We start from the raw sequence: 25,163 nt of genomic DNA, 5'->3' as shown, positions 1-25,163 counted from the left end.
TGTATCTAACCCCACTCAGAGCCGCGTTTGCGCTTGCCCAACGCCTGCAGTATCAGCGCCAGTAAAATCCCTGCGATCAGCAAGCCGCCACCGAAAAGCCACTCCTGATAGCGTCGATCCTGGCTCAGGCGCTGGTTGTCCGCCTGCAGAACGTCGGCGCGGGTTTGCAGCATCTGATAGGCCTCGCTCAGTTCCCGGTGCTGCTCCTGAAGATCCAGCGCCGAGGCCGAAGCGTTGCGGATGTGCTCGTTGTCCGCCTGTAATGCTTCGTGTTCAGCCTGCAGATTTTCCAGCTGTTCGCTCAGCTCGCTGTTCTGTTCGCGCAACTCACTGATCTGGCCCTGCAATTGTGCGCGCTGGGTGTTGAGCTGGTTGACTCGTCCCTCCGCGGTGCTCAGGCGCATGGCGGCGGTGGGGGTTGCGAGCAAAAACTGGCTGCGCACCCAACCCTCTACGTCGTTGGACGTGCGCACTCGGCTCCAGGCCTCGCCGCTGCTGTCTTCACGTTCTTCAAGCAGCTCCAGCTCGGTGCCGCTTGGCATGCCACTGTGAACAATCCGATACTGGTTACCCATGCCTGAGCGCAACGGCACATGCAGGGTATCGGAGACATAGCGTGATTCAGCCTGAGCGGCCGGGATCAGAAGCGGGGCGCTGAGCCCCAAAAGCAAAGTGACAAGTGCGAGTTTTTTCACGGTATTATCCATTCGCCGGTAAGTGTAAATAAAAGGGTTCAGGGGAGTACTTTTTTAAACGGTTTGACGACGACCTGTCGGTAGACGCCGGCCGCCATATAAGGATCGGCATCGGCCCAGGTCTGAGCTTCTTCAAAGGATCCGAATTCGGCCACCACCAGGCTACCACTGAAGCCGGCTTCGCCGGGTTCCTCGGTATCCAGTGCCGGGTGGGGGCCGGCGATCAACAAGCGCCCGGCATCTTTCAAGGCCTGCAGACGCTCGAGGTGCGCAGGGCGGGCCTGCTTGCGCAAGGGCAGGCTGTCGGTGATATCTTCAGACATGATGGCGTATAACACGGGCGCTTCCTTATTTTCCGTCGTTGATGAGGTCTTCAAGTGTCAGGTGCGTAAGCTCCCGAATGCGCTTGAACAGGTAGAATAGCGCAGCGAGCATCACAATCATGGCCGGTAGCGCGATCACCGGGAAACTCAGTGCCGTCATTTTGCCCAGCTCTTCGTTAAATGCCGTGGTGCCCGCCGGGCTGGTAACAATCAGCCGCGCGAGTACGTAATTGAGAAACGAGGAGAGAAAAAAGGAGCCGGCGACCAGGTAGGACGCAACGCGCAAGGTATTCTCGAAGGCGGCCTCGTTGTTGTGTTCGCGCAAGGCGTGATCGACCTTGCTGACTTTGAGGACCTTGTCGTTGTATACCAGAACCTTGATAAGCGGGTAGCGGGTTTTTACCGAGATCAGTGTCACCAGTCCGATCAGACCCGGAATGGCGGCTTCCTTGATGGCGAGGTACTGGGGGTCGAGCTGGAGCAGGCCGATGCCGCCCGTGAGCAGAATACTGACGAACCCCAGCGCCGAGAAAAAGTTGAATTTGCGCCTTACCAGATAATCGCGCACACCGTAGCAAATCGGAAAGGCGAGGGCGATGATCAGGGCCAGGCGTGGGCCGAGCCAGTCATCGCCACTGAGTTTCATCAGAATCAGTGTCGGAATGACAATGTTGAGCAGCAAATTGGCCCACAAACTCTCCTGTCTGGGACGCTGAGTGGTGGTGTCAGCGTTCGCTTGCGGTTCGCTGGTGGCGCTCTTTTCAGTCATGATCGCGGGTATCTCTCATCGTTAAATGTCATAATGGCCGCTCGTCACGGCTGCCTATAACGGCAGCGTACAACCAGAGGGGAGCCCATTGCACGTTGATCTGCACTGTCACAGTTATTGTTCGGACGGTATTTTAAGCCCTGAGGCGCTGATGTCGAGCGCTAATGCGGCCGGGGTCCGAATAATCGCCCTTACAGACCATGATACGGTAGCCGGTGTTCCCGAGGCGAGACGTTGTGCGCAAAAATTGGGAATGACACTGGTCAATGGTATTGAGTTTTCCGGTAGTTGGCAGGGGCGCGACGTCCATATTGTCGGGTTGGGGTTCGATTTGGACCACCCGGTGCTGCAGGAGGCGATCGCCGTCCAACAGGCGGCGCGCGCGGAGCGCGCCGAGCAGATTGGCGAACGGCTCACCCGAGCAGGAATTCCCGGTAGTCTCGCCGGGGCGCTGGCCGAGGCCGATGGCGCCCAGCCCGGACGTCCGCACTTTGCCCGTTATCTGGTGGCCCAGGGTCACGTCAAGTCGATGTCGGCGGCGTTCAAACGTTATTTGGGGAAGGGCAAAGTCGGTGATGTTCGCCACCAGTGGCCGCCGATGGAGGATATTATCGCGTGGTTGCATCAGGCGGGCGGCGTCGCGGTATTGGCCCACCCGGCCAAATATGGCCTGACGCGAACCAAGATGTGTGCGATGATCGGCGCCTTCAGCGAGGCGGGCGGCGATGCCCTGGAGGTGATCAGTGGTCGCCAGGTGCTGTCCCTGACCCAGGATCTGGCCCGTATTGCCGCAGCCAATGGCCTTGCCAGCTCCTGTGGCAGTGATTTTCATCAGCCCAACCAGCCTTGGCAGGCACTGGGTCAGTTCGATCCCTTGCCGGAGAATTGCCGCCCTGTCTGGCAATTGCCGGCGCTGGGCTGCTAGGCTTCGCGTTTTTACACAGATCCACGATCCAGATTTCTCAGGAGTACCACGGTGGCCCAGTTTTTTCAGATTCACCCCGATAATCCGCAGGCCCGCCTGATCAAGCAGGCAGCCGATATTGTGCGCCAGGGCGGCATTATCGCCTACCCGACCGATTCCGCTTATGCCCTGGGGTGCCATATTGGCGACAAGATGGCGCTCGACCGGATTCGCCTGATGCGGCGCCTGGACAAGCACCATAACTTCACCCTGATGTGCCGAGACCTGTCGGAGCTGGCGACCTATGCCCGAGTCAACAATCAGGATTTCCGCTTGCTCAAACAGTACACCCCAGGGCCCTTTACCTTCATCCTCGAAGCCACCAGTGAAGTGCCCCGGCGCCTGATGCATCCGAAGCGCAAGACCATCGGCCTGCGGGTACCGGACAATGCCGTGGCCCTGGCACTGATGGAAGAGCTGGGTGAGCCCATCATGAGCAGTTCCCTGATCCTGCCTGACGATGAGTTGCCCCTGAGCGACCCCTACGATATCCGGGATCTGCTGGAGCACCAGGTGGAGCTGGTGATTGACGGCGGTTACTGCGATCTCGAGCCGACCACGGTGATCGATCTGACCGGTGAGGTCCCGGAGCTGATCCGCCAGGGCAAGGGCGATGCCTCGGGTATTCTGCCCGGTTGAATCCGCCATTTATGTGGCTGTCACCCCCGGGTTATAAAGGCTATAATGCGCGCTTTGTCGGGGTTCGGCCCCGGATCCAGATGATCACGTGACAGGCAGGCCGTCAGTTGAGTAGCGAAACCCAGGACACAGTCGAGCAGCAGACACCAGCTGAGCAAGAGCCAGCGGCGGGGACGGTTGACGCTCTGGATTCGCACGACCTGCCAGAGCACCCCCAGCCAGAGCACCCCAGCCAGGCGGAAATGCCCTTTGCCATGGTTTACGGCAAGGCCTACACGCAGCTGCCCAAAGATCTGTATATTCCGCCGGATGCGTTGGAAGTCTTTCTGGAGGCCTTTGAGGGGCCGCTGGATCTGTTGCTGTACCTGATTCGGCGCCAAAACCTGGATATTCTGGATATCAACGTCGCTCAGATCACGGGTCAGTACATGGCCTATGTGGAGCTGATGGAGGCGCATCAGTTTGAGCTCGCCGCCGAGTACCTGGTGATGGCAGCCATGTTGGCGGAGATCAAGTCCCGTATGTTGTTGCCGCGCAGCTCGCAGGAAGACGACGAGGAAGAGGATCCGCGCGCCGCGTTGATTCGTCGCCTGCAGGAGTACGAGCGTTTCAAACAAGCTGCAGAGGACATTGACGAATTGCCGCGTATTGGCCGCGATGTCTTTAGCGCCAGTGCCCAGGCTCCCGATCGCACATTGACCCGGCCTGACCCGGAGGTCGAGCTGAAGGAAATTCTGCTGGCTCTGTCCGAAGTATTACGCCGGGCGGATATGTTCGAGAGCCACCATATTTCCCGGGAGAAGCTTTCTACCCGTGAGCGCATGGCGCAGGTGTTGGATAAACTGGCTCACAAGCAGTTTGTACCCTTTGTGAGTCTGTTCACGGTTCAGGAAGGTCGCCTGGGGGTTATTGTTACCTTCTTGGCGGTAATGGAGCTCATCAAGGAATCTCTGGTGGAAATTGTCCAAACCGAAGACTTTGGCTCTATCCACGTAAAGGCGCGTGTTCAATAGGGCGCAACGCATTGATAGACAGCAGCGATAATAGAGTGACTGAATGAACGACGAAAGCCGAGTGAACGAGGCGCACAGTGAACAGCCCGAGACTGAGGCCAGTGAGCCAGTGCCATCAGCGATCGAGAATGAGACCCCTGAGTCGATGTCCGACATGGACGCGCACCTGGAGGCGGATGACAGCTTTGTCGAGGGCAATGATGATTATGAAAAAGCGGAACGCTCACGACTGAATCCGGCTGAACCGGTCGACGAGCAGCGGCTCGCTCAAATCATCGAAGGCGCACTCCTGGCGATTGGTCAGCCGATGACCATCGCCCGTTTGCGTACCCTGTTTGATGAAGAAGTGGCACCGAGCAATGAAGACATTCGGGCGGCTTTGGGGCGCATTGAAGCGGCCAACGTCGAGCGGGGCTTCGAGCTCAAGGAAGTGGGTTCGGGTTTTCGCTTGCAGGTTCGGCCTGCGCTGGCACCGTGGATCAACCGTCTGTGGGAAGAGAAGCCCCAACGGTATTCGCGCGCACTGCTGGAGACGCTGGCACTGATCGCCTACCGCCAGCCGATTACTCGCGGCGATATTGAAGAAATTCGCGGCGTTGCGGTCAGCAGCCACATCATGAAAACCCTGATGGAGCGCGACTGGGTGAAGGTGGTGGGGCAGCGCGATGTGCCGGGTCGGCCCTCCTTGTACGCCACCACCCGACAATTTCTCGACTACTTTAACCTGAAGAGTCTGGACGAGTTGCCGAGTCTGGGTGACATTCGCGATCTGGATGAGCTCAATGCCGAACTGGATCTGGGAATTGAGGCGAAAGTGGCTTCCGGGTCGGACCAGACAGAAGCCGTGCAAGAGCCAACTGACACGGACGAAGAAGCGCAAGAATACCTGGTAGTGGAAGAACAGGAAGACGAGGCAGTGGACGCACAAGACGCGCCAGAGCCGGCGTCGGAAACCGACATTGACGAGCCCCGCGCGACGGACCATGAGGACGCCGCGCACGACGAGGACCAACACAACGCGTGAGCGTTGCAGCGACACTATTCATTATGCCCAGACCCAAACAGCCACGCCCGAACAAGGGTGGTAAAGCACCCCGCAAACAACCGGAGCACGCTCCGAAACCGTCGGTACCGGAAACCGGAACCGATGAAAAGTTACAAAAGGTTTTGGCCCGAGCCGGCCTCGGTTCGCGCCGGGAGATGGAGCGTGCTATTGAGCAAGGTCGTGTCAAAGTCAACGACCGGCTCGCACGTTTGGGCGATCGCGTTACCCCGGATGACAAGCTGTTTGTTGACGACCGGCGCGTGATGACCAAAGCCGAAGCTGCGCAACGGCGCGTTATCCTGTACAACAAGCCTGAAGGCGAAATCTGCTCACGCTCTGATCCCGAAGGGCGGCGCACGGTGTTTGAAAGCCTGCCCAAGCTACGCGGTGAGCGCTGGATTTCGGTGGGTCGCCTGGATTTCAATACCAGCGGTCTATTGCTGTTCACCAATGACGGTGAGCTGGCTAATAAATTGATGCACCCTTCCTCGGTCATCGATCGCGAATACCTGGTGCGCATCCAGGGGCAGGTCGATGATGAGATGAAGCAGCGCTTGGTCGAGGGCGTCCTTCTGGATGATGGCGTTGCCCGTTTTACGGATATCGTCGATGGCGCTGGTGAAGGCCGCAATCGCTGGTTCTATTGTGTGGTCATGGAGGGGCGCAATCGCGAGGTGCGTCGCTTGTGGGAATCCCAGGGTGTCAAAGTCAGTCGTCTGAAGCGGGTACGCTACGGCAATATTTTTATCCCGTCCCACGTGCGCGTGGGCCAGTGGATCGAGCTCAACGATAAAGAAATCGGTGATTTGTGTCTGACGGCAGGGATTGAGCAGAGTGTCGCTATCACCCCTATGACGCCGGAGCAGAAGCGCGAAATGGAACGCCATGAGCGCAAGTTGCGTTCGGCGCCCAAAGGCAAGCGTCCGCCGGTGCCGGCCGCGTCCAAGCGGCGCCCGCCAAGCCCGAAAAACTGATTGTGCTCAGCCCACTTGGCGCCGGTCGGAGCGTGCGGGCTCGGTGACGATGCGGTTTCGGCCCTGGGCCTTGGCCTGATAGAGCGCGTCGTCGGCGCGTTCGAACAGGCGTGCCGGGCGTTCGCCGCAGCGGCCATTGTAAGCGCTGATGCCGATGCTCACAGTCATGTTCAGCGCTTGCGCTTCAATCTGCAACGCTTCTGTTTCGATGGCGCTGCGCAGTCGCTCGGCGATCACGCCTGCACCCTCACTGCCGGTATTGCTCAGTATCACCACAAACTCCTCCCCGCCGTAGCGGAAAACCTGGTCGCAAGCGCGACACAGTTCTTTGAGCTTGTCAGCGATCAAGGCCAGCGCGCGGTCACCCAAGCTGTGCCCGTGGGTGTCGTTGATCGTCTTGAAGTGGTCAATATCGAGTACCAGGAGTGCCAGGGGCTGACCCTGGCGTTCCGCCAGGCAGATTTCCCGTGTGAGGGCCGCATCCAGAGCGTGGCGGTTACCCACTTGCGTGAGGGGGTCGACCAGCGCCATGATCAGGGTTTTCTGGTGGGTGAGGGCGTTGCGCAGGGGGAAGACCAGTGTGCTCAGTAGCCCCTCCAGGGTTTGGGTTTCAGCCTCGCTAAAGCGGCGCTTGCGATAGAATTTCAGCAGCCCCAGATGTTCCGGTGGCCGTCCCGAGCCATCAAGGCTGAGCCGGTACTCACAGTGGTGGCGAGCGGCTTCGCCGACCCGGGTGTCCACTAAGACGCTATCGGTGGCGCAGAAGCTGACACCGTCTACCTGAATCATCGGTTGCAGGTGCTTGAAAAACAGAGCAATGAGCCGTTCGGGTTCAAGGCTGGTGGCCAACGCCCGGTACAGGCGGTTCTGATGGTAGGCGGCCTCGGCACTGGTAGTGCAGTTCAGGGCGGGGGCAAACTCCTCGGGGGAATGCATAGGGTAGGCTACCTTGGCTGTCAGTCATCTGATCCGGGCTGGTCGGCCGGTGTTGAACTGGACTAAAGCAAGGGCTGTGCCGATTCTTTTTTCGAGCAATATTTTTTAATAAAAACAATGGGTTGAGCGCTCTTCTGGCGGCACCTCAGCGTCTCGAATCCTGCGGGGGGCAAGATCCTGCCGGTTTTTTGGCGCTGTTATTGCCGCCCTGTGCTACAGGCCTGGCAGTGCCGATATTCCGTCCGGCGTGGGTAGGCAGACTTGGATACACAAGCCGCCTTCGGGGCGGTTGCTGGCCATGATGGTACCCTGGTGCAGGGCCACCGTGCGTTGGGCGATAGCCAGCCCCAAACCGTAGCCGCCGCTCTCTCGATCGCGGGCCTGGTCGGTTCGGTAAAAGGGCTTGAAGATATCGTCCAGCTCCTCCTCCGGTACGCCCGGGCCCGCATCGCAGATGCGCACACAATACTGTTGGCGCTTACTGTTGTAGGTCAGGTCCAGGAGGATATCCGAGACCGGTGCCGTGTAGTGCAGGGCGTTGCGCAGGATATTCTCGAATACCCCAACGAGCATGTTGCCGTGGGTGGGCACCAGCGCCTCATCCAGGTCAGTGTGCAGATCGAGCCGCACCCGTTTCTTGTCGGCCTCGGGGAGATAATTGTCCACCAGGGTTTCGAGCAGCGAACGCAGGTCGAGGGTATCGTCAAGCTTCCAGCCGCCATTGTCGCTCACTGGGAGCGCGAGAATGTCGGATATGACATCGTTGAGGTAGTCCGCCGCCAGCTTGATACGGTCGAGCTCTTTATTGACGTTGCCGCCGTTGCGGCTGCGCTGCTGAGCCAGCCCCAAGGCAACCTGCAGGCGCGCCAACGGCGAACGCAGTTCGTGTGACACATCTTTGATCAGCCGTTTCTGCTCGAGCATGGCTTTTTCCAGACGGGCGGTCATATGATCAAAGTCCCGGCCGAGGGCGGCGATCTCGTCCCGGCGTCGGGCGAAGTGGGGGCTGACGCGTACACTCAGATCACCATCGGCAATCTGGCGGGTGGCTCTTTGCAAGGTGAGGATACCGCTGGAAAAATACCGTGCGAGTACCAGGCACAGACTGCCGCTGATCAAAATTGAAATGAGCAGCAGTGGCCAGATATTGTTGATAAACAGCTGCCAGATAACGTCGGATTCCGACTCGCCGCGCCGTCCCGATACGGTCACCACATTCACCACATTACCGTCATTGAGGGTGACCTGGCGGCCAAAGATACGCCGATCGGGCTCGCGAATTCGGTCATAGGGGTGAGACGGCGTCAATCGCGGCAGGAGTTCGTCGACACCGGCAGGCAGCGGGCGTCCGAGCAGGTCCCTACCATCGGCGTCTATCACATAAAAGTACTGGGTGGACCAGGAAGGCATGGCGCGCAGATCCTGAATCACCTGTTCGGTGTTGCGGTTGATGGCAGAGCCGACCATCTGGTAAAGCAGTCGTCGGGCGGGCTCGTAGTTGCCGTCCTGGCGCTGGTTGGAGATGCTGGAGTCCGGCGTCAGGTCGAACCAATGGGCGACCACATTGGTGGTCACGATAATGAGGGCAGTGATCAGCCAGAAGGTAAAAAAGATCTTCAGGTAAAGGCGGGAGATCATGGGGCCTGTTCGTCACTCAACGTCAGCATATAGCCGGCCCCGCGGACGTTGATAATCAGCTCCTTGTCGGCACCGGCCTGGGTCAGCTTTTTGCGGATGTTGCTGACGTGGACATCAATACTGCGATCGTAGGGGGTCAGCTTGCGGTTGAGCGCCTCTTCGGTCAGATGGTCTTTGCTGACGACCTGGCCTGCGGCGCGTACCAGTAATTCCAGGACACTGAACTCGGTTCCGGTCAGCGGGAGTTCTTTGTCCCGCCACAGAGCGCTGCGACTGGCCGGGTGGAGTACGATATCCCGGGCGCTCAGGCGCTCGGGGTTGGCGCTACCGGAAGTCTTGGCAGGGCTGCTGCGGCGCAGCACGGCGCGCACCCGCGCCACCAGCTCCCGGGGGTCACAGGGTTTGGCCAAATAGTCGTCGGCACCAATTTCCAGGCCCACCACGCGGTCGATGGTATCGCCTTTGGCGGTCAGCATCAGCACCGGGGTCTGGCAGCTCTGCCGAAGCCGTTTGAGCACGTCAAAGCCGTTGAGGATGGGCAGCATGACATCGAGAATAATGGCGTCAAAACTCTGGCTGTCGAGGCGGGCAAGCGCTTGCTCTCCGTCGTGAGCCATGTCTACCGTAAAGCCCTCGGCATCCAGGTATTCGTTGAGCAATTGGCAGAGCTCGCGGTCGTCATCGATCAGCAGCAGCTTGGTCATAGGTCGCAGATTGTCCGTCGTCTTTCGGGCGTGGAATAAGTGTGCTACAGGGGCGGTGCCCTGTCATGGGCTTTTGCCGTTGTTTTACCCTTCTTAACAGCGAACCGCTTGTCCGTGATTGTCCCGGTTTTGAGGCATTTTAGCAGGAATTGCCTGCAGGCACAGGCATTCTCCGACAGGGCTTGCGCCGGTACCGGGTAACTGGGAAAATTCCGCTTTTCCATTGTGGGCAAGGGGTTAGCGTGAGCAAAATTGGACTCTTCTTTGGCAGTGACGAGGGCAATACCGAGGCCGTGGCCTATCGCATCCAGGCGCGGCTCGGGGCAGAAGCGGTGGCGGTTCACGATATTGCGGATGTCACCCAGCTGACGTTTACGGACTACGATCGGATTATTCTGGGGATTCCGACCTGGGATTTCGGTCAAATTCAGTCGGATTGGGAAGAGTTCTGGGAAGATATTGCCGAGGTTGATTTTACCGGCAAGCAGGTGGCGCTTTTTGGGCTGGGGGATCAGTTCGGCTATGGGGATTACTTTCTCGATGCCATGGGCATGTTGCACGATGTGATTGTGCCGGCCGGCGCGGAGATTGTGGGCCACTGGCCAACCGAGGGCTACGAGTACGATGCCTCCAAAGCGGAGGTCCCGGGGGGGGAGGCTTTTGTAGGGCTGGCAATCGATGAAGACCAGCAAGAAGACCTCACGGCTGAGCGACTCAACCGGTGGTGCGCCCAGATCCACCGGGAGTTTGGTTTGAGTACGCCTCTGCAGACCCTCGACGATTGATCCCTCAATGCAGTTTGAGGCGCGGTTTCAGCCAGCGATTGATGCGTCCGGTCAAGACAATCAGGCCCGTGCGCGCCAATCCATGAAGGGCGATCTGATGCATCCGGTACAGGGAAACGTATGCAAATCGCGCCATATGCCCCTCAATAAACAGACTGCCGCGGGACAGGTTGCCCATCAAGTTGCCCACAGTTGAATAGCGGGCGAGCGACACCAGCGAGCCGTGATCCTTGTAACGGAAAGGTGTGAGCTTTTTGCCGTCCAGGCTTGCGCGCAGGTTGCTATAGCAGCAGTTGGCCATCTGATGCGCCGATTGCGCCCGGGGAGGAACCCGCGAGCCGTCCGCTTGCACAAACTCCGCACAGTCGCCGAGGGCGAAGATGCGCTCATCCCGGGTGCATTGCAGGTACTCGTTGACCTTGAGCTGGTTGATCCGGTTGGTTTCAAGGCCGGCGATGTTGGCCATAAAATCCGGGACTTTCACGCCGGCCGCCCACACCATCAAATCCGCATTCAGCGTCTCTCCGTCGCCGGTTTCCAGTTGCTGATGATGGGCGGCGGTAATGCGGGTGTTGAGGCGGATATTGACCCCGATTTTCTGCAGTTCCCGGTGTGCGGCGCTTGAAATACGCTCGGGCAGCGCCGGGAGTATGCGTTCACCGGCCTCGATCAGGGTGAGGCGCAGGTGCTCGCTGGAGACTGCGTCGAAACCGTAGTGATGGAACTCGGTCACTGCCAGATGCAACTCGGCGGACAGTTCGACGCCGGTGGCACCCGCGCCGACAATCGCCACATGGACATCCTTGTTGGCGTCCGGGAGCCGCTGAATCTGTAACAGGCGATTGAGCAGGCGATTGCGAAATTTGTGGGCTTGTCCCAGGCTGTCCAGGTAGGTGCAGTGGTCGCGTACGCCGGGGGTGCCAAAGTCATTCGAAATGGAGCCCAGGGCGAGCACCAGGTAGTCGTAATCGATACGGGTGCTGGGGAGCACCTCCTTGCCCTCATCATCGCTCAGGGGTGCCAGCACCACTTGGCGCTGCTCCCGATCGATGTCCGTGAGGCTACCCACCCGAAAATGAAAGTGGTGGGCGTAGGCGTGGCCCCGGTAGCTGACCGCATCGACGCCTTCATCCATAGTGCCTACCGCAATTTCGTGCAAGAGTGGCTTCCAGACGTGGGTGGTATTGCGGTCGATCAGCACCACTTGCGCCTTGCCCTTGCGTCCGAGCTTGTCGCCCAGGCGGGTGGCCAACTCCAGGCCGCCAGCGCCGCCGCCGACGATGACGATGCGGGGAAGGGTATCAGGGTTTTCCATGGCTTATACCTCGGCGATAAACACGGCGCGGATCGGCGCCGGGTGGCCCTCGACCGTCCGTGCGGGATTGGTGGGGTCGAGAAAGTCGGCGAGCGACTGAAAGCGCATCCAATGCGTGGCGCGTTGTTCCTCGGTAGTGGTCGTGCAGACGTCGACCACACGTGGGTCGCGAAAACCCGCTTTGCGCAGCCATGACAGTAACGTCTCGCAGCTGGGTAAAAACCAGACATTGTTCATTTTGCCATAGCGTCCTTCCGGCACCAGGGTCTGACCGAGCGGGCCTTCGATCACCAGTGTTTCCAGAACGACCTGGCCACCCGGGCGCACGGCTTCTTTCAGCTCGCGTAAATGGTCCATGGGCGAGCGGCGGTGATAGAGCACCCCCATGGAGAAAACCGTGTCGAAGGCGGCGAGTCTGGGGGGTAGATGTTCGATTCCCAGAGGCAGAACGTCTACCGGGAAGTGTCCGCCGGCCAGGCGCTTGATGGCCTGAAACTGGACCACAAAGCGGGGCGAGGGGTCGATGCCGATCACCCGGCGTGCGCCGGCGCCCAGCATCCGCCAGCAGTGGTAGCCATTGCCGCAACCGACGTCGAGTACCAGGCGGTTGTCGAGCGGGGCCAGGTGAGGCGCGACGCGTTCCCATTTCCAGTCTGAACGCCATTCCGTGTCCAGATGAATGCCATGGATACGGTAGGGGCCTTTGCGCCAGGGAATGAGCTGTTCAAGTGAGGCGCGCACCTGGGCCTGGGTGTCCGGGTCGCAGTCGAACGCGCGGCCCTGGTCGTCAGCGCCAATGCGCACCCCGTGTTTGAGATCGATGTCTGAGGGCTCGGGCGTCGGGAGGGCATCGAGTGCAGCTTGCCAGCGGGGCAGGTCGCCGTAGCGCCTGGGATCGAGCCCGGCGCTGATTTGCGCGGGCAATTGATCGGCCCAGTCGGCAAGGGGGGTGTCGGCAAGCGCGTTAATCAGGTCCTGAAAGTCGTCCATTATTTGATGGCTATCATCGAGGCAAAATTGAAACATTGAAACCAGACATCGACACTGGAAAAGCCCGCTGCACGCAAGCGTTCGCGATGGCGATTGAGGGTCTCGGGCACCAGCACCTGCTCCAGTGCCGAGCGCTTCTGGGCAATCTCCAGATCGCTGTAACCATTGGCGCGTTTGAAGTTGTGATGCAGCTCGGTCATCAGCTGTTGGTGGGGCTCATCGTCGAAGGCCACTTTCTCGGACAGGATCAGGATGCCGCCGGGGCGCAAGGCGTCGTACAGACGTTTCAGCAGCGCGTCGCGTTTCGCCAGGGCAACGAACTGGAGTGTAAAGTTGAGCACGATCACTGAGGCATCGGCAATCTCGGTGCTGCAGATGTCGTCGCAGCGCAGCTCGACCGGCACGGGTCCGGAGTCGGCGTCCAGCACCTGTTTGCAGCGCTCGATCATGGCCGCAGAGTTGTCTACCGCGACAATCTGGCAGTCAGCACTGTGGATCCGGTGGCGCATGGCGAGGGTCGCGGCACCCAGGGAACAGCCCAGATCATAACAACGGCTGCCGGATTGCGCGTAGCGCTCAGCCAGGTCGCCAATAAGCTGGATGATGGTGGCGTAGCCGGGCACCGAGCGTTTGATCATATCCGGAAAGACCGCCACCACCGTCTTGTCAAACGCGAATCGGCCAACCTGCGCGAGGGGGTCGGCGTAAAGGGTATCGGGTCGATCGGACATGGTGGGCAGCAGGGCTCCGTGCAGGGGTGGCTGGCGCGCCCATTGTAGCGCTCGATGCCGCTCGCGCCAAATTATTTCACAATAGTGTCACATAAGTGCCACATGATAGGCGCCACTCAAATTCCTCCTTACCTGAGCAACCGTTAGTGGCATTGCACCCGGATTCTTACGCACTTCAACAGTTGATTGATGGTCGTCAACTGACTCCACTGTTTCAACCGATCATTGATTGGGAAGCCCAACGTATTTTGGGCTACGAGGCGCTGATTCGCGGACCGGCTGATAGCCCTTTGCACACACCTGATCAGCTGTTCGCGGCGGCCCGCTCGGGGCATCAGCTTGCGGCTCTGGAGTTTGCCTGCCGTGCCGTGTCCTGTGAGCAGTTCGCGGCGCTGGGGTTGCCGGGCAAGCTGTTTCTGAATATGTCGCCGCTCAGCTTTACCGATACCGAGTACCGGGATGGTGTCACCCGGGAGATACTCCAGCGGGTTGGGCTGTCGGCGGAGCGTATTGTCTTTGAGCTCACTGAGCGTCAACCGCTGGATGATTCGGTGCTGCTGACCCGAGCCACCGCGCATTTTCGCAGCCAGGGGTTTGCCGTCGCGCTCGATGACCTGGGGGCTGGTTACTCCGGGCTCAGGGTGTGGAGTGAGCTCTACCCGGACTATGTCAAAATTGACCGACATTTCATCTCCAACATTGACCTGGATCCGGTCAAGCGGGAGTTCGTCCGGGCGATGCTCGCCATTGCCCACCGTACCGGCAACAAAGTGATTGCCGAGGGTATTGAAACCAAGGCCGAGCTGCAAACGCTGATCACCATGGGTGTGGATTATTTTCAGGGTTTTTACCTTGGGCGACCGCAAGCCACCCCTCCGAAGACTCTTCCCGAGCACCTCGCTGCGCTACCGGTGCTGACTCCCCGGCGACAAGATGTTTTTTCCCGCTGTCTGCGTGATATCACTCGCCACTTGCAGCCGCTTGCGCCCAAGGAGGCTACCGGCCAAGTGGTGCAGCGCTTTCTCGATGACCCGGGACTGGCATCTCTGCCCGTGGTGGATGGCACACGCCCGGTGGGCATGGTCAATCGGGGTGAACTGCTGGAGATGTATTCGCGTCAGTACGCCCGCGATCTGCACGCGACCAAGCCGATTGCCGGATTTGTGAGCAAGCGCGCCTTGATTCTGGAAGCCGAAAGCGAATTGAAATCCGTCGGTCAACGGCTAACGGAAGAGCCGGGGCAGAACCTCAATACCGATATCCTGGTGTGCGAGCGGGGTCAATACTTTGGCGTTGCGCGCGTGCAAAGCCTGCTGCGCGCGATCACCGAGGAAAAGTTGACGGCGGCGCGCCATAGCAACCCCCTGACTCAGCTGCCGGGCAATGTCCCGCTCTACGAGTGGGTGGATCACCTGTTAAGCGAGCGTCGACCGTTCACTGCAGCCTATTGCGATATCAATCACTTCAAGCCCTTCAATGATGCCTTCGGCTACAGCTATGGCGACGATATCATCATCCGCTTAAGCCAGTCCCTGTCCCGTCATCTGGATCATGAATGCGATTTTCTTGGCCACGTGGGGGGCGATGACTTTATCTTGATCTTTCAGTCAGCGGATTGGTATACCCGTTGCGAGGCGATACTCGCCGATTTCCCGAATCTGCTCAACAAGGTGTTGTCCCCGGATCAGCAGGCATACTGGAGCAAGGATAGAGCGGGGCGGCGCAAGCGCTATGGTCCACTCACTCTCGCCATTGGCTGTGTTCATCCGGATCTCGATGCATGCCGCACCCATCATCAGCTGTCACTGCTTTTGGCTGAGGCCAAAGCCAGTGCCAAGCAGCAGTCGGGTAGCCATTTATTTGTGTCCCGGCGACGGAGTGTGGAGTGAGTTCCTCTGCGGCCTGAGGTACAGTAAGCTACTCTGCTAGTGATGATGACCCCGGGAGTCGCGGCTCAACGCGAGGAAACGCCATGTCCGCTTTGCATGACTACAGCAAGCTCAATGCTCTGATTGTCGATGATTTCGACAGTTTTCGCCTGACCATGACCAAAATGCTCCAGGATTTCGGGATCGACAAGGTGGATGTCGCCATTAACGGCAACGAGGCGCTCAAGTTCTGCCGTCATAAAACCTATGATCTGGTGCTGTGTGACTATAACCTGGGCAAAGGCAAGAATGGTCAGCAGGTGCTTGAAGAGCTGCGCTACCGCAAGCTGCTCGGCAGTGGCTCGTTATTCATCATGGTGTCGGCGGAGTCGAGCAAGAGTATTGTTATGGCGGCATACGACTTTGAGCCCGACGCCTATATGGCCAAACCGGTGACGCCCATGGCGCTGTATCAGCGCCTGCGGCGACTACTGGCGGAGCAGCCACTGATTGGTGGCATCAAGCGGGCGACTGAGGGCGGTCAGACCGATGTTGCCATCGCGCTATGCCAGAAGGAGATTCGCGGAGGAGGGCGCCACGCTGCACGCTGCCAGAAAATGCTGGCAGAGCTCTTCCTGTCCCAGGGGCAGACCGAGGAGGCCGAGGCGGTCTATCGTCAGGTTCTGGACAATCGTGTACTCGATTGGGCGCAGGTGGGGATGGCAGCCGTGAAGAAGGCGCAGGGTGATTTGGTGGGCGCGCAGCAATGGCTGGACGAAGTGATTCAAACCAATCCCCTGGCCATGCGGGCCTATGACCTGCTGTCCGAGATTTTTCGGGAGCAGGAGGACTGGGAGGGTTTGCAGCGTACCCTGGAGCAGGCGGTGAGTGTGTCTCCACTGGCCATTCAGCGCCAGCAACTGCTGGGCTCTGTGGCGATGCACAACAACGACCTCGAGGTGGCGGCTACAGCCCTGCGCCGGGCGGTGCGCCAGGGCGAGTTTTCCTGCTATGACAATGTTGAATTCCATCTGCAGTTTGGGCGGGCAGTCGCCGGTCTGGGGCGCACCGACAAGAACCTCGCAAAACCCTTCGCACGCGAAGCCAGCAAGGCTATCAACGCCCTCGAGCAGCGCTTTGGCAAGTCTCCGGAGCGTCACATGCAGGCGCATTTGATCGAATCACAATTGGCAGTGGTTCAGGGCGATAAGCAGCGTGCCAAACAGTTGCTCGGGGCGATGAAGGAAAGCTTCACAGAAGACGACACCCTGTTATACGGAAATACCGATGTCGCGCTGGAATACACCGGCGCCTGTCGGATGCTGGGTGACGAAAAAGAAGCGAGCCGTATGCTCAAGCATTTGCTGGAATTTCACCGTGAGAATGAATCCGAGCTGGAGAAAATCGATCGTCTTCTGGAAGAGCCGGTTAGCGCCAAGAATCGTCAGTTGGTGGCCTCGATTAACCGCCGGGGTATCGGTTACTACGAGGCAAAAAACTACACGGCGGCGCGGGAGTGTTTTGAAAGTGCCTTGCGAACCTTTCCCAATCATCAGGGTTTGCGTCTGAACCTTATTCAGACGCTGCTGGGTAAGCTCGAGAATCAGTCCCACGATGAGCGCGATTACGAGCGAGTACAGACGGCACTTGCGGAAGTCGAGGCGGCGGTGTCGCCTGCCCATGAGCAATTCCAGCGCTACCGGCAGCTGCACGAGCGGTTCCGGCGCTATCAACAGCAACATCAGCAAACCAACAAGGCGTGACAGGAGCGACTATGAGTCAAAGTGACAAACAGGCGGGCGTCCGCACCGGTGAAGATGAAGAGCTGGATTTCAGCTTTGTCCTGGCCTCCAGCGTCCACGATATGAAAAACTCGCTCGGCATGTTACTGCACACGCTTGGTGAGGTGATCGAGCAGTCGCCGCCGCAAGATGAGGCGCAGGCGCGTCAGTTTGCGGTGCTGCAGTATGAAACATCCCGTATCAACAGCGAGCTGGTACAACTGTTGGCACTTTACCGTATGCAGGAGCGGCGTATGCTGGTCGACGTCGATGAGCAGTATGTACGGGACGTTATTGAAGACCAGATCGCCCGCAACGATATGTTGTTCCAAACGCGCGGGATCAATGTCGAGCTCGATTGTGATGATGACCTGGCTTGGTATTTTGATGCTGAACTGATTGGCGGTGTCATCAATAATGTTCTGGTGAATGCGGCGCGCTACACGCGTGAAACGCTGAAGGTTTCGGCTCGAGTGGATGAGCACGGGCTGTTGATCAGCATTGCCGATGATGGCACCGGTTACCCGCAGGCCATGCTTGACGCCCCAGCGCAGGAGAATGCCGGAGTGTCCTTCAGTAGCGGCAATACCCATTTGGGTTTGTTGTTTGCCCAGCGAGTCGTGGAAGCCCATAAATCGAAGGGCGCGCGGGGTGCGCTTTTACTCGAAAATGGTGGTGAACTGGGGGGGGGTATTTTGAATTTGCGCTTGCCCTGAGGTTGGTGCGTGATGTGCGTCACAGTTTGGAAGATAGAGTTGAACTGGACGCCGAAAATATTGCATTATCGCGCTTTGCAACGAACGCCAAGGGAAGTTCATCATGCTGAAAATCCGCTCAAAAGATAATAAACACAGTGCGGTTTGGCTCGTCGAGCCGGGGGTTACGATCGGCCGTCTGGCGAGCAATGATTTAATCATCGATGATCGGCGGGTTGCCGAGCAACAACTGGAAGTTCGCGTCAGCGGTGATCGGCTGACATTGGTCAACCGGGAGCCTGACGTTGCGGTTGCCGTTAACGGTAAAGCCGTGATTGGCGAGCACGCGCTCGTGCTCGGCGATACCATCACCTTGCTCGATCGTGAGTTACAAGTCATCGATCCGAAACAGGAACACACCCGCGGCCGTGTTGGCGCCGTCAGCAGTTGGTCGCTCAAAGCCAACCACACGGCGTTGGCGCACCGGGTGTTCCCACTTGCCGCGACCACATTGGTGGGGCGTGCCCGGGAGTGTGATATTACCCTTGGGGCCGCTCACTTGTCGCGCCGTCACGCCGAGTTGCGGCTGATCAAAGGTCTGCTTTATGTCAAGGACCTGGATTCCTCCAATGGCACGTTTGTCAACGGTAAGCGGGTCACTGAGGCCCGGGTTCGGCGCGGCGACGAGTTGCGTTTTGATACCCTGTCCTTCGGTGTTTTGGGCCCCTCTGAAGAGCTGGATAAAACCACGGTACGGCCCAGGGGCCGGGATATGACGGGTAGCGGTGCCCGCACGACGCGCAACCGGACGGCACAGCGCGCACCCCGGGCACCTCAAGCCGAGCCTGAATCGGTGCGTGCGCCGTCCAGCGTGGCCGCGACGAGTGCGGCGCGTTCGGGCAGTCGACATTGGTGGGGGGCAGCGCTGGGGGTAAGCGCGCTAGTGGCAGCGATGCTGGTTTTTTTCGTGCTGCATGGCTAAAGTTTGAGCAAAAGCGGCCGATAAACGGAACAAGTGCCTGAAAAGGCGTAAATTCGTTCTCACGCGCCATTGAGCGCAGGGGGTATCGCGATGAAGCTTCCCAGCCTGCCCACGCAGCCAAACTTACCTGACAACGCCCGCCCGCAAGGTGGCCCAGCCGGCGTGGTGCAAAGCCGCAGTGTTACACAGGTAAATACCACCGAGGTCAGCTTTGATCGCGGCTCACAGAGTATGAGTGTTCAGCGTCAGGAGGCGCTGAGCGTGGTCGATCAGACCCTGGCCAAGGCCTATGAGCGTATTGCCGGACGCGGCATGAACGACGAGGCGATGGCGGCTTTCAAACAGTTTGAGCCGCTGACGGCCGAAAAGGTGGCCAACAATATTCTGGGCTTTATCGAGCGACGCCTGCAAATGGATGCTGCCGATGGCGCCACTCCAGAGCAGCTTGAAGCACGCCTGGAGGCGGGCCTCAAGGGGTTCGAACAAGGTTTTGCCGAGGCTGCTGCCAAGCTTGAAGCGCTCAGTATGCTCAACCCCGAGATTCAGGCAGATATCGACAATACGTACGAACGGGTGATTGAGGGTATTGAGGATCTGCGCCTGAAATTCCTCCAGGACTTCCTCGCGCAAGACGACGAGGCTTGATTCTGAGCTCCGGTGGCGCTAGGGTTTAGACCCCGCGTTACCGGTATTCACCACCATGTCTCAGACCTATACCCTCTACACCACTCAAGCCTGTCACTTGTGCGAGTCCGCCAAGGTGCTTCTTTGGCCCGCGCTTGATGCCCGTGGCTGGCAGTTGCGGGAAGTGGATATTGCCGAGGGCGAGGACAGCGATCAGCTGATTGAGACCTACGGTGTGCGTATTCCTGTCGTCGCGGCCCCCTCTGGTATCGAATTGGGGTGGCCCTTCGATGCGTTGCAATTGGCCGAGTGGCTCGACGCCCAGGCGTAAATCAGGTGCGGGCCGAAAAGTCCGACATCACATCGCCGACCCAGTGCAATGATTCCAGGTAAACCTGGGTCAAAAGCTCTGGCGTTATCCGGCGTTTGCGCAAAAATGCCCAATCAATATCATCCCAGTTGGCCTGCTCATAGCGCAGCACCAGCGATAACACCTCACCCTCTTCACCCTCGTGTGCGAGCAGCGCCTGACTCAGTCCTTCGCTCAGTGACAGACTGGCCACCAACTCCTCGAGCGGCATGTCCATAAACGCATCCAGCGTTGACAGCAGGCCCACGGTAAAAAAGTTGTCTTGGCGCGGTCTGCCGCTGCTGGTGGTGGCGATCACCTCACACATGCGCGCGCGGGTCAGTGCGGCGATATACAGCTCATTGGGCTTGTTCCCGAGCTTGGACATGGCGAGCAGATTGACCCAGTTCTTGATGATGTCCAGCCCCAACAGGGTAATGGCCTGGCGCAGCGATTCGATCTTGCGGGGCAGGGCAAAGGCGGCGGAATTGACCAGACGCAAAAGCTTGTAGCTCAGGATGGGATCGCGGGCAATACAGCGTTCAGCCTCGCCAATGTCAACTTCCGGGTTGTGCAGGGTGGTGAGCAGCTCGATCACTGCCTGCTTACTTTCGGTGAGTCGTCGGCCCTTGATGATTTTGGGCTTAGCCAGGAAGAAGCCCTGGAAAAGATCAAACCCCGCGTCCAGGCAGTACGCCAATTGCTCGTGGTCCTCAACTTTCTCCGCAAGCAGCTTGAGCGGGTAGGGGCGCAAACGCTCAATATGCTCTTCAAGCTGAGGTCGGCTCAGAGCCAGAACGTCGAGTTTGACGACGTCGGCCAATTCGAGCAGCGGCTGGGTTTCCGGCGAGAGGACGAAGTCATCCAGCGCAATGGTATAGCCTTGCCTGCGAAGCTGTGCGAGGGCATCAAGCATGGCTTGATCGACGACCTGGTTTTCCAGAACTTCAATGACCAGGCGATCCTTGTTGATCAGTGGCGGTGCAAGCAATAGCGAACGGGTAAAGTTGACGTAGGCCTTGCGCGTGCCGATCAGATCGTTGAACGAGAGCTCGGTGAAGGCATTCAGAATAACCTGCGAGCTGGCCATATCGCCGTCGCGCTGGGCATCGGCTTGGCGCTGAGTGCCGGTGGCGCGCCACAGCAATTCGTAGGCCACAACTTCCATGGAACGGTTAAAAATCGGTTGGCGCGCCAGCAGCGGCAATTGTTCGTTCATAGCATCCTGTAAGCCTGAAATTCCTGCTCGCCCTTACGCGGCGTTGACCTTAAAGCGGGTTGCTGGCTTCCTTGAGTGTCACCAGTGGCAGGCTTTCGCCCATGCGATAGCCATAAATTACTGAAAATGTTAGCACGTTTTGAACATAACCGCGGGTTTCCTGAAAGGGAATGGTTTCTATCCATACGTCGTAGGGCAGGGGTTGGCTGCTCTCACGCAGCCAGCGGCGCACACGGGTGGGGCCGGCGTTATAGGCCGCGGCGGCCAGGATACGGTTGCCATCGAACTCTTCCAGCAACTGGTTCAGGTAGCGGCTGCCGAGCTGGATATTGCGATCCGGACTGAGCAGGTCGTGCTGATTGTGATAGGGAATGCCCGCCCGGCGTGCGGTATAGCGCGCGGTTGAGGGCATCAGCTGCATGAGGCCCAGAGCGCCAGCCGGGGACCGGGCATCAGGCATAAAGGCGCTCTCCTGCCGGGCAATGGCGTACAGGAAGTACGGGTTGATTGCCGTATCGGCGGCGGCCTGAGTGACCTGTTCCTGATAGGCGAGCGGGAAGCGCAGTTGTAAATCGTCCCAGCTGCGGGCCTGGATCATGGCGTGAATACTCTTGCGGTGCCAGCCCCACTGTTCCGCCAGGCGGCCGGCGGCCAGAATGGCTTGGGTATTCATTTGTCCCAGGGCGTGAAACCACTCGCGATTGGCATCGGTGATCTCGCCGACGATGTACAGTTCGCGCGCGCGCCGGATCGCCGGGTGTAGCTCGAGGCTGCGTACCACCCCCGGGTGGGCCTGTACCGGACGGTCGATCAAACGATACTCGATCCCCAGGATATCGGCGGCCATAAAGCCGTAAAAGCTGCGGGTATTGGCCAGCTCGGCGTAAATCGAGCGCGCTGAGGCGGCGCCCTCGGTCAGGCTGTGATCGAGGTTCTCATGGGCGCGCGCCTGCCAGTAGCGCCAGCGGTGTGACGCTTGCGCCTCTTCCGGCAACTGGGCAATCAGGCGCGTGACCGCGCTCCAGTCCTGTTGACGGAGCTGATCGCGAAGCAGGCGCTCGATCAGTGTCTCGCTGTTCAGTTGTGGCACTTCGGCGAGCAGAGACTCGACCGCGTCCTGTTCGCCCTGGCGCAGCAATCGGGCGGCGATTTCCTGCTGGAGGGCAAGTCGGCGCTGATCATCGAACAATTGCTGCGCATCATAGCGGCGCCAGAGGGTCAGGGCTGTCTTGGCGTCGCGCACGGCCAAGCGGTGCAGACCGTGCAGGATGATGTCCTGCATCTGCGGCGTTTGTGCGGCAAAACGCACTTGTTGGCGCAGCAGCTCAGGCTGGCGATCGACGTCGCGCAGCAGTGCCGCTTGCGCCTGCCAGGACTCAGGCATCAGGCGGTTGATATAACCGGCGAGGCTGCCGTTGCGTGCTTCCAGCGCCAGGCGGTGGCGCTCCCAGGCCAACTCAGGAGTGAACTGATCGCTCTCAAGCCACAGGCTGAACAGGCCATCACAGGCATCGGGTTGGGAGTGGCCCACGAGCCAGAGAGGTGCGGCTTGCGCCAGGGCCTGGCCGTCGCCTTCGCGGTGGCGGGCTTCCAGGTGGTAGCAGTTCAGATCGGTATTGCTGATGCTGTCATTCCAGAAATACAGATAATCCGCCCATTGCTGTTTTTCTCCCAGCGTGCGCAACCACTGTTGATGCAGGCGTTCGGCGAGCAGACTGTTGGGGTAGGCTTCGAGAAAAGCACTGATATCGTTTTTGGGCAGTCGCCCCAAGCGGCGCGTCAGCTCGGTGTATTCGAGGTAGGGGCGCAAGGGGTAATCGCCCAGTTGGTCGAGGTGCTCCCGGTAGCGTTGCAGCTGCCGACGCTCGAGGGCGATTCGGGCTTCGTTGTAGTGGTTCCGTTGTTGCGCGCGAAGCTCGGCCTCTGCGTCAGTAGGCTGGGTCGCAGGGGGTTGTGCGTAACTCTTGTGAGGCACTGCCGCCAGGGCGGTGGCCAGCAGGGTTGAAAACAGCAACGCGGACAGGGCGCGCATAACACTCCTCGCTTTTATTTAAAGCCTTTTAGGACAGCGACAGCTCTCGCGGGTGACTGGGAGACACCTTGCAAACAGGGTATGATGCCGGCGCGCACGCACAACCGACATCTGTATAGAGCATATCAGGCCACCGAAAGCCACGCCAGCTTTTTACACACATTAACCAATTTGTTACTAAAGTACCCTATGTCACTGATTAAACTGGAAAAAGCACATCTGAGCTACGGCTTGCAAGTACTCCTGGACGGGGTCGAGCTCAACGTCGAAAAAGGCCAACGTTTATGCCTGATCGGGCGCAACGGTGCAGGTAAGTCCACCTTGCTCAAGGTACTGGCCGGCGACGTTGAACTGGACCAGGGCAGCCGAACGGTCGATCCCGGGGTCCGCATCGCGCGCCTGGAGCAGGATTTGCCTGATGCGGACGAGCGCAGTGTCTACGATGTCGTTGCCGGCGGTCTGGAGGGTGTAGGCGAGCTGATTGCCGCCTACCACCATCTGATTGCCAATGCCGAGGACAGCGATATGACGGAGATGGCGCGCTTGCAACAACGCATTGAGGCTGTGGATGGGTGGCAGTTGCAACAGCGGGTAGAGAGCGTCCTGTCGCGCCTGCAGTTGCCGGCCGATGCGCTTATGGGCTCTCTTTCCGGCGGTTGGCGCCGGCGCGTGGCACTGGCTCGGGCGCTGGTGGTGGAGCCCGACGTGTTGCTGCTGGATGAGCCGACCAACCATCTGGACATTGCCGCGATCGAATGGCTGGAAAAGCAGCTGCTGAACTTTAATGGGGCGTTGATTTTCATTACCCACGACCGGGCATTACTGCAATCTCTGGCGACCCACATTGCCGAGCTTGACCGAGGCCATCTGCGCACCTGGCGCGGAGACTACCGCAGCTACCTGGACTACCGCGAGCGGGCTCTGGAGGAAGAGGCTCGCCACAATGCGCTCTTTGATAAGAAACTGGCGCAAGAAGAGGTCTGGATTCGCCAGGGCATTAAGGCCAGGCGCACCCGCAATGAAGGCCGGGTGCGCGCGCTCAAAGCCATGCGCAATACCCGCGCCGAACGTCGAGAGCAGCAGGGCAATGCAAACTTTGCCGTGGCCAGTGGCGAGCTGTCGGGTAAGCTGGTTGCAGAGCTTGAAGACGTGAGCTATCGCTGGGGCACAAAGCCGGTTGTGAGCGGTTTTAGTGGTGTGGTTGTGCGCGGTGACCGTATCGGCCTGGTGGGTGCCAACGGGGCGGGCAAGAGTACACTGCTAAAACTGATTTTGGGCGAACTGGAGCCTCAAACCGGGCACGTGCGTCGGGGGACCAACCTGTCGGTGGCCTATTTTGATCAACTGCGCGACCAACTCGATCTCGATAAAAACGCGGTCGACAATATTGCCGAAGGGCGAGAGTTTATTGAGCTCAATGGCAAGTCCCGACATGTCATCTCTTACCTGAGCGACTTCCTGTTTACCGGTGAGCGTGCACGCACGCCGTTGCGTGTACTGTCCGGGGGGGAGCGCAACCGGGTGCTGTTGGCAAAACTCTTCAGCAAGCCCGCTAACTTGCTGGTGATGGATGAGCCCACCAACGACCTGGATGTGGAAACGTTGGAGCTGCTTGAAGATATTCTGACCGAATACGACGGTACTGTGCTGTTGGTGAGTCACGATCGTGCCTTTCTCGACAACATCGTTACCAGCACGATCGCCTTCGAGGGCCGGGGGCAAGTGCGTGAATACGTTGGGGGTTACGAGGACTGGATTCGCCAAGGCGGGCGCTGGACCGATGATAGCGAGCCGGAACCGACGGCGCCAGCAGGCGCTCAGAATCAGGCGAAAGCGGCCCCGGTAAAACCGAAAGGCAAGAAACTCAGTTACAAGCTGCAGCGCGAATTCGATCAGTTACCGGCGCAAATCGAAGCGCTTGAGCAGCGTCTGGAAGCGCTCCAGAGCGAAGCAGGCGCCCCGGACTTTTATCAGCGTGCCGCAGCCGATGTGGAGCGCCACATGAGTACCCTGGCAGAAGTTGAAGCAGCGCTCGAGCAATGCTTTGAGCGCTGGGCGGAATTGGAAGATATGCAGCAGGACGGTTGAAAAT

The 25,163-nt window shown here is 59.1% G+C and carries 24 protein-coding genes; 13 read left to right on the top strand and 11 right to left on the bottom strand.

The window, feature by feature from the left end; genetic code table 11:
• Positions 1–5: 5 nt before the first annotated feature.
• From DKW72_RS08720 to DKW72_RS08710, 3 genes are read right to left on the bottom strand one after another with little or no spacing between them, the layout of a single operon-like run.
• On the bottom strand, positions 6–695 hold the full coding sequence (locus tag DKW72_RS08720; RefSeq protein WP_157960442.1) for a TIGR04211 family SH3 domain-containing protein: 690 nt from the start codon (positions 693–695) through the stop codon (positions 6–8).
• Between the two features lie 38 nt (positions 696–733).
• Positions 734–1,033, bottom strand: a complete 300-nt coding sequence (locus DKW72_RS08715; protein WP_111641961.1) for a YciI family protein — start codon at positions 1,031–1,033, stop codon at positions 734–736.
• Between the two features lie 10 nt (positions 1,034–1,043).
• Positions 1,044–1,787, bottom strand: coding sequence for a VC0807 family protein (locus DKW72_RS08710; protein WP_198411283.1), 744 nt, complete (start codon positions 1,785–1,787; stop codon positions 1,044–1,046).
• Positions 1,788–1,875: 88 nt separating this feature from the next.
• On the opposite strand from DKW72_RS08710, the gene DKW72_RS08705 reads away from it, so the two are divergent.
• The 5 genes from DKW72_RS08705 to rluB all read left to right on the top strand — a co-directional run bounded on the left by DKW72_RS08705 (position 1,876) and on the right by rluB (position 6,422).
• Complete coding sequence (locus DKW72_RS08705; protein ID WP_111641960.1) at positions 1,876–2,712, top strand: PHP domain-containing protein; 837 nt, start codon at positions 1,876–1,878, stop codon at positions 2,710–2,712.
• A 51-nt stretch (positions 2,713–2,763) separates the two neighbouring features.
• Positions 2,764–3,390, top strand: a complete 627-nt coding sequence (locus DKW72_RS08700; RefSeq protein ID WP_111641959.1) for an L-threonylcarbamoyladenylate synthase — start codon at positions 2,764–2,766, stop codon at positions 3,388–3,390.
• A 185-nt stretch (positions 3,391–3,575) separates the two neighbouring features.
• Positions 3,576–4,403: a segregation and condensation protein A gene (locus tag DKW72_RS08695; RefSeq protein WP_232522367.1), complete on the top strand. Its 828-nt coding sequence runs from the start codon at positions 3,576–3,578 to the stop codon at positions 4,401–4,403.
• A gap of 43 nt (positions 4,404–4,446) precedes the next feature.
• Complete coding sequence (gene scpB / locus DKW72_RS08690; protein WP_232522358.1) at positions 4,447–5,427, top strand: SMC-Scp complex subunit ScpB; 981 nt, start codon at positions 4,447–4,449, stop codon at positions 5,425–5,427.
• Between the two features lie 23 nt (positions 5,428–5,450).
• Positions 5,451–6,422, top strand: a complete 972-nt coding sequence (gene rluB / locus DKW72_RS08685) for a 23S rRNA pseudouridine(2605) synthase RluB (protein ID WP_111641958.1) — start codon at positions 5,451–5,453, stop codon at positions 6,420–6,422.
• 6 nt (positions 6,423–6,428) lie between these two features.
• Here the strand turns inward: rluB and DKW72_RS08680 are convergent, their stop codons facing one another.
• The 3 genes from DKW72_RS08680 to DKW72_RS08670 all read right to left on the bottom strand — a co-directional run bounded on the left by DKW72_RS08680 (position 6,429) and on the right by DKW72_RS08670 (position 9,700).
• Complete coding sequence (locus DKW72_RS08680; RefSeq protein WP_111641957.1) at positions 6,429–7,358, bottom strand: GGDEF domain-containing protein; 930 nt, start codon at positions 7,356–7,358, stop codon at positions 6,429–6,431.
• Between the two features lie 213 nt (positions 7,359–7,571).
• Positions 7,572–8,996, bottom strand: a complete 1,425-nt coding sequence (locus DKW72_RS08675; RefSeq protein ID WP_111641956.1) for an ATP-binding protein — start codon at positions 8,994–8,996, stop codon at positions 7,572–7,574.
• Complete coding sequence (locus DKW72_RS08670; RefSeq protein WP_111641955.1) at positions 8,993–9,700, bottom strand: response regulator transcription factor; 708 nt, start codon at positions 9,698–9,700, stop codon at positions 8,993–8,995. The genes DKW72_RS08675 and DKW72_RS08670 overlap by 4 nt, the downstream gene beginning before the upstream one ends.
• A gap of 242 nt (positions 9,701–9,942) precedes the next feature.
• Between DKW72_RS08670 and DKW72_RS08665 the strand changes: the two genes are divergently transcribed.
• On the top strand, positions 9,943–10,485 hold the full coding sequence (locus DKW72_RS08665; protein WP_111641954.1) for a flavodoxin: 543 nt from the start codon (positions 9,943–9,945) through the stop codon (positions 10,483–10,485).
• A 4-nt stretch (positions 10,486–10,489) separates the two neighbouring features.
• Here DKW72_RS08665 and DKW72_RS08660 read toward each other — a convergent pair whose 3' ends face one another.
• The 3 genes from DKW72_RS08660 to cmoA are packed head-to-tail and all read right to left on the bottom strand — an operon-like array spanning position 10,490 to position 13,521.
• On the bottom strand, positions 10,490–11,800 hold the full coding sequence (locus tag DKW72_RS08660) for an NAD(P)/FAD-dependent oxidoreductase (RefSeq protein ID WP_111641953.1): 1,311 nt from the start codon (positions 11,798–11,800) through the stop codon (positions 10,490–10,492).
• Between the two features lie 3 nt (positions 11,801–11,803).
• Positions 11,804–12,826, bottom strand: coding sequence for a tRNA 5-methoxyuridine(34)/uridine 5-oxyacetic acid(34) synthase CmoB (cmoB, locus tag DKW72_RS08655; protein WP_408631104.1), 1,023 nt, complete (start codon positions 12,824–12,826; stop codon positions 11,804–11,806).
• Positions 12,790–13,521 carry a carboxy-S-adenosyl-L-methionine synthase CmoA gene (cmoA, locus tag DKW72_RS08650; protein ID WP_111641951.1) on the bottom strand — a complete coding sequence of 244 codons (732 nt, stop codon included), beginning with the start codon at positions 13,519–13,521 and terminating at the stop codon, positions 12,790–12,792. The genes cmoB and cmoA overlap by 37 nt, the downstream gene beginning before the upstream one ends.
• A gap of 146 nt (positions 13,522–13,667) precedes the next feature.
• Here cmoA and DKW72_RS08645 point away from each other — a divergent pair, with 146 nt between their 5' ends.
• The 6 genes from DKW72_RS08645 (at position 13,668) to DKW72_RS08620 (ending at position 19,802) form a co-directional block, all read left to right on the top strand.
• Positions 13,668–15,410 (top strand): bifunctional diguanylate cyclase/phosphodiesterase, encoded by a 1,743-nt coding sequence (locus DKW72_RS08645; protein WP_111641950.1) that lies wholly within the window; start codon positions 13,668–13,670, stop codon positions 15,408–15,410.
• A gap of 83 nt (positions 15,411–15,493) precedes the next feature.
• Positions 15,494–17,152, top strand: coding sequence for a tetratricopeptide repeat-containing response regulator (locus DKW72_RS08640; protein ID WP_111641949.1), 1,659 nt, complete (start codon positions 15,494–15,496; stop codon positions 17,150–17,152).
• Positions 17,153–17,163: 11 nt separating this feature from the next.
• Complete coding sequence (locus DKW72_RS08635; protein WP_111641948.1) at positions 17,164–17,886, top strand: sensor histidine kinase; 723 nt, start codon at positions 17,164–17,166, stop codon at positions 17,884–17,886.
• A gap of 103 nt (positions 17,887–17,989) precedes the next feature.
• The gene (locus DKW72_RS08630) at positions 17,990–18,847 is read left to right on the top strand and encodes an FHA domain-containing protein (protein WP_111641947.1); all 858 of its coding nucleotides are present in this window, start codon (positions 17,990–17,992) and stop codon (positions 18,845–18,847) included.
• A 90-nt stretch (positions 18,848–18,937) separates the two neighbouring features.
• Entirely contained in the window at positions 18,938–19,492 is a 555-nt protein-coding gene (locus tag DKW72_RS08625; RefSeq protein WP_111641946.1) for a DUF5610 domain-containing protein, read from the top strand.
• Between the two features lie 55 nt (positions 19,493–19,547).
• Positions 19,548–19,802: a glutaredoxin family protein gene (locus tag DKW72_RS08620; RefSeq protein WP_111641945.1), complete on the top strand. Its 255-nt coding sequence runs from the start codon at positions 19,548–19,550 to the stop codon at positions 19,800–19,802.
• 1 nt (position 19,803) lies between these two features.
• On the opposite strand, the gene DKW72_RS08615 is transcribed toward DKW72_RS08620, so the two are convergent.
• Together DKW72_RS08615 and DKW72_RS08610 are read right to left on the bottom strand one after the other, a co-directional pair.
• A complete protein-coding gene (locus DKW72_RS08615; protein WP_111641944.1) occupies positions 19,804–21,039 on the bottom strand; it encodes an EAL and HDOD domain-containing protein in 1,236 nt (411 codons plus the stop codon).
• A 49-nt stretch (positions 21,040–21,088) separates the two neighbouring features.
• Positions 21,089–23,071, bottom strand: coding sequence for a transglycosylase SLT domain-containing protein (locus DKW72_RS08610; protein ID WP_111641943.1), 1,983 nt, complete (start codon positions 23,069–23,071; stop codon positions 21,089–21,091).
• A 189-nt stretch (positions 23,072–23,260) separates the two neighbouring features.
• Between DKW72_RS08610 and DKW72_RS08605 the strand changes: the two genes are divergently transcribed.
• On the top strand, positions 23,261–25,159 hold the full coding sequence (locus DKW72_RS08605; protein ID WP_111641942.1) for an ATP-binding cassette domain-containing protein: 1,899 nt from the start codon (positions 23,261–23,263) through the stop codon (positions 25,157–25,159).
• The last annotated feature ends 4 nt before the right edge of the window (positions 25,160–25,163 follow it).

The sequence above is a fragment of the Marinimicrobium alkaliphilum genome (assembly GCF_003259155.1).
GTDB classification, from domain to species: Bacteria; Pseudomonadota; Gammaproteobacteria; order Pseudomonadales; family Cellvibrionaceae; genus Marinimicrobium_A; species Marinimicrobium_A alkaliphilum.
The sequence above is the reverse complement of the archived record's forward strand: the minus strand, read 5'-3'. Positions and strand labels throughout refer to the sequence as shown.

Bases quoted from the DNA above. Each gene is read 5' to 3' on its own strand.
- DKW72_RS08680 (WP_111641957.1), bottom strand. From the start codon at position 7,358: ATGCATTCCCCCGAGGAGTTTGCCCCCGCCCTGAACTGCACTACCAGT.
- DKW72_RS08630 (WP_111641947.1), top strand. From the start codon at position 17,990: ATGCTGAAAATCCGCTCAAAAGATAATAAACACAGTGCGGTTTGGCTC.
- DKW72_RS08610 (WP_111641943.1), bottom strand. From the start codon at position 23,071: ATGCGCGCCCTGTCCGCGTTGCTGTTTTCAACCCTGCTGGCCACCGCC.
- DKW72_RS08625 (WP_111641946.1), top strand. From the start codon at position 18,938: ATGAAGCTTCCCAGCCTGCCCACGCAGCCAAACTTACCTGACAACGCC.
- DKW72_RS08635 (WP_111641948.1), top strand. From the start codon at position 17,164: ATGAGTCAAAGTGACAAACAGGCGGGCGTCCGCACCGGTGAAGATGAA.
- DKW72_RS08640 (WP_111641949.1), top strand. From the start codon at position 15,494: ATGTCCGCTTTGCATGACTACAGCAAGCTCAATGCTCTGATTGTCGAT.
- DKW72_RS08615 (WP_111641944.1), bottom strand. From the start codon at position 21,039: ATGAACGAACAATTGCCGCTGCTGGCGCGCCAACCGATTTTTAACCGT.
- DKW72_RS08620 (WP_111641945.1), top strand. From the start codon at position 19,548: ATGTCTCAGACCTATACCCTCTACACCACTCAAGCCTGTCACTTGTGC.
- cmoA (WP_111641951.1), bottom strand. From the start codon at position 13,521: ATGTCCGATCGACCCGATACCCTTTACGCCGACCCCCTCGCGCAGGTT.
- DKW72_RS08675 (WP_111641956.1), bottom strand. From the start codon at position 8,996: ATGATCTCCCGCCTTTACCTGAAGATCTTTTTTACCTTCTGGCTGATC.
- DKW72_RS08670 (WP_111641955.1), bottom strand. From the start codon at position 9,700: ATGACCAAGCTGCTGCTGATCGATGACGACCGCGAGCTCTGCCAATTG.
- scpB (WP_232522358.1), top strand. From the start codon at position 4,447: ATGAACGACGAAAGCCGAGTGAACGAGGCGCACAGTGAACAGCCCGAG.
- DKW72_RS08710 (WP_198411283.1), bottom strand. From the start codon at position 1,787: ATGACTGAAAAGAGCGCCACCAGCGAACCGCAAGCGAACGCTGACACC.
- rluB (WP_111641958.1), top strand. From the start codon at position 5,451: ATGCCCAGACCCAAACAGCCACGCCCGAACAAGGGTGGTAAAGCACCC.
- DKW72_RS08605 (WP_111641942.1), top strand. From the start codon at position 23,261: ATGTCACTGATTAAACTGGAAAAAGCACATCTGAGCTACGGCTTGCAA.
- cmoB (WP_408631104.1), bottom strand. From the start codon at position 12,826: ATGTTTCAATTTTGCCTCGATGATAGCCATCAAATAATGGACGACTTT.
- DKW72_RS08660 (WP_111641953.1), bottom strand. From the start codon at position 11,800: ATGGAAAACCCTGATACCCTTCCCCGCATCGTCATCGTCGGCGGCGGC.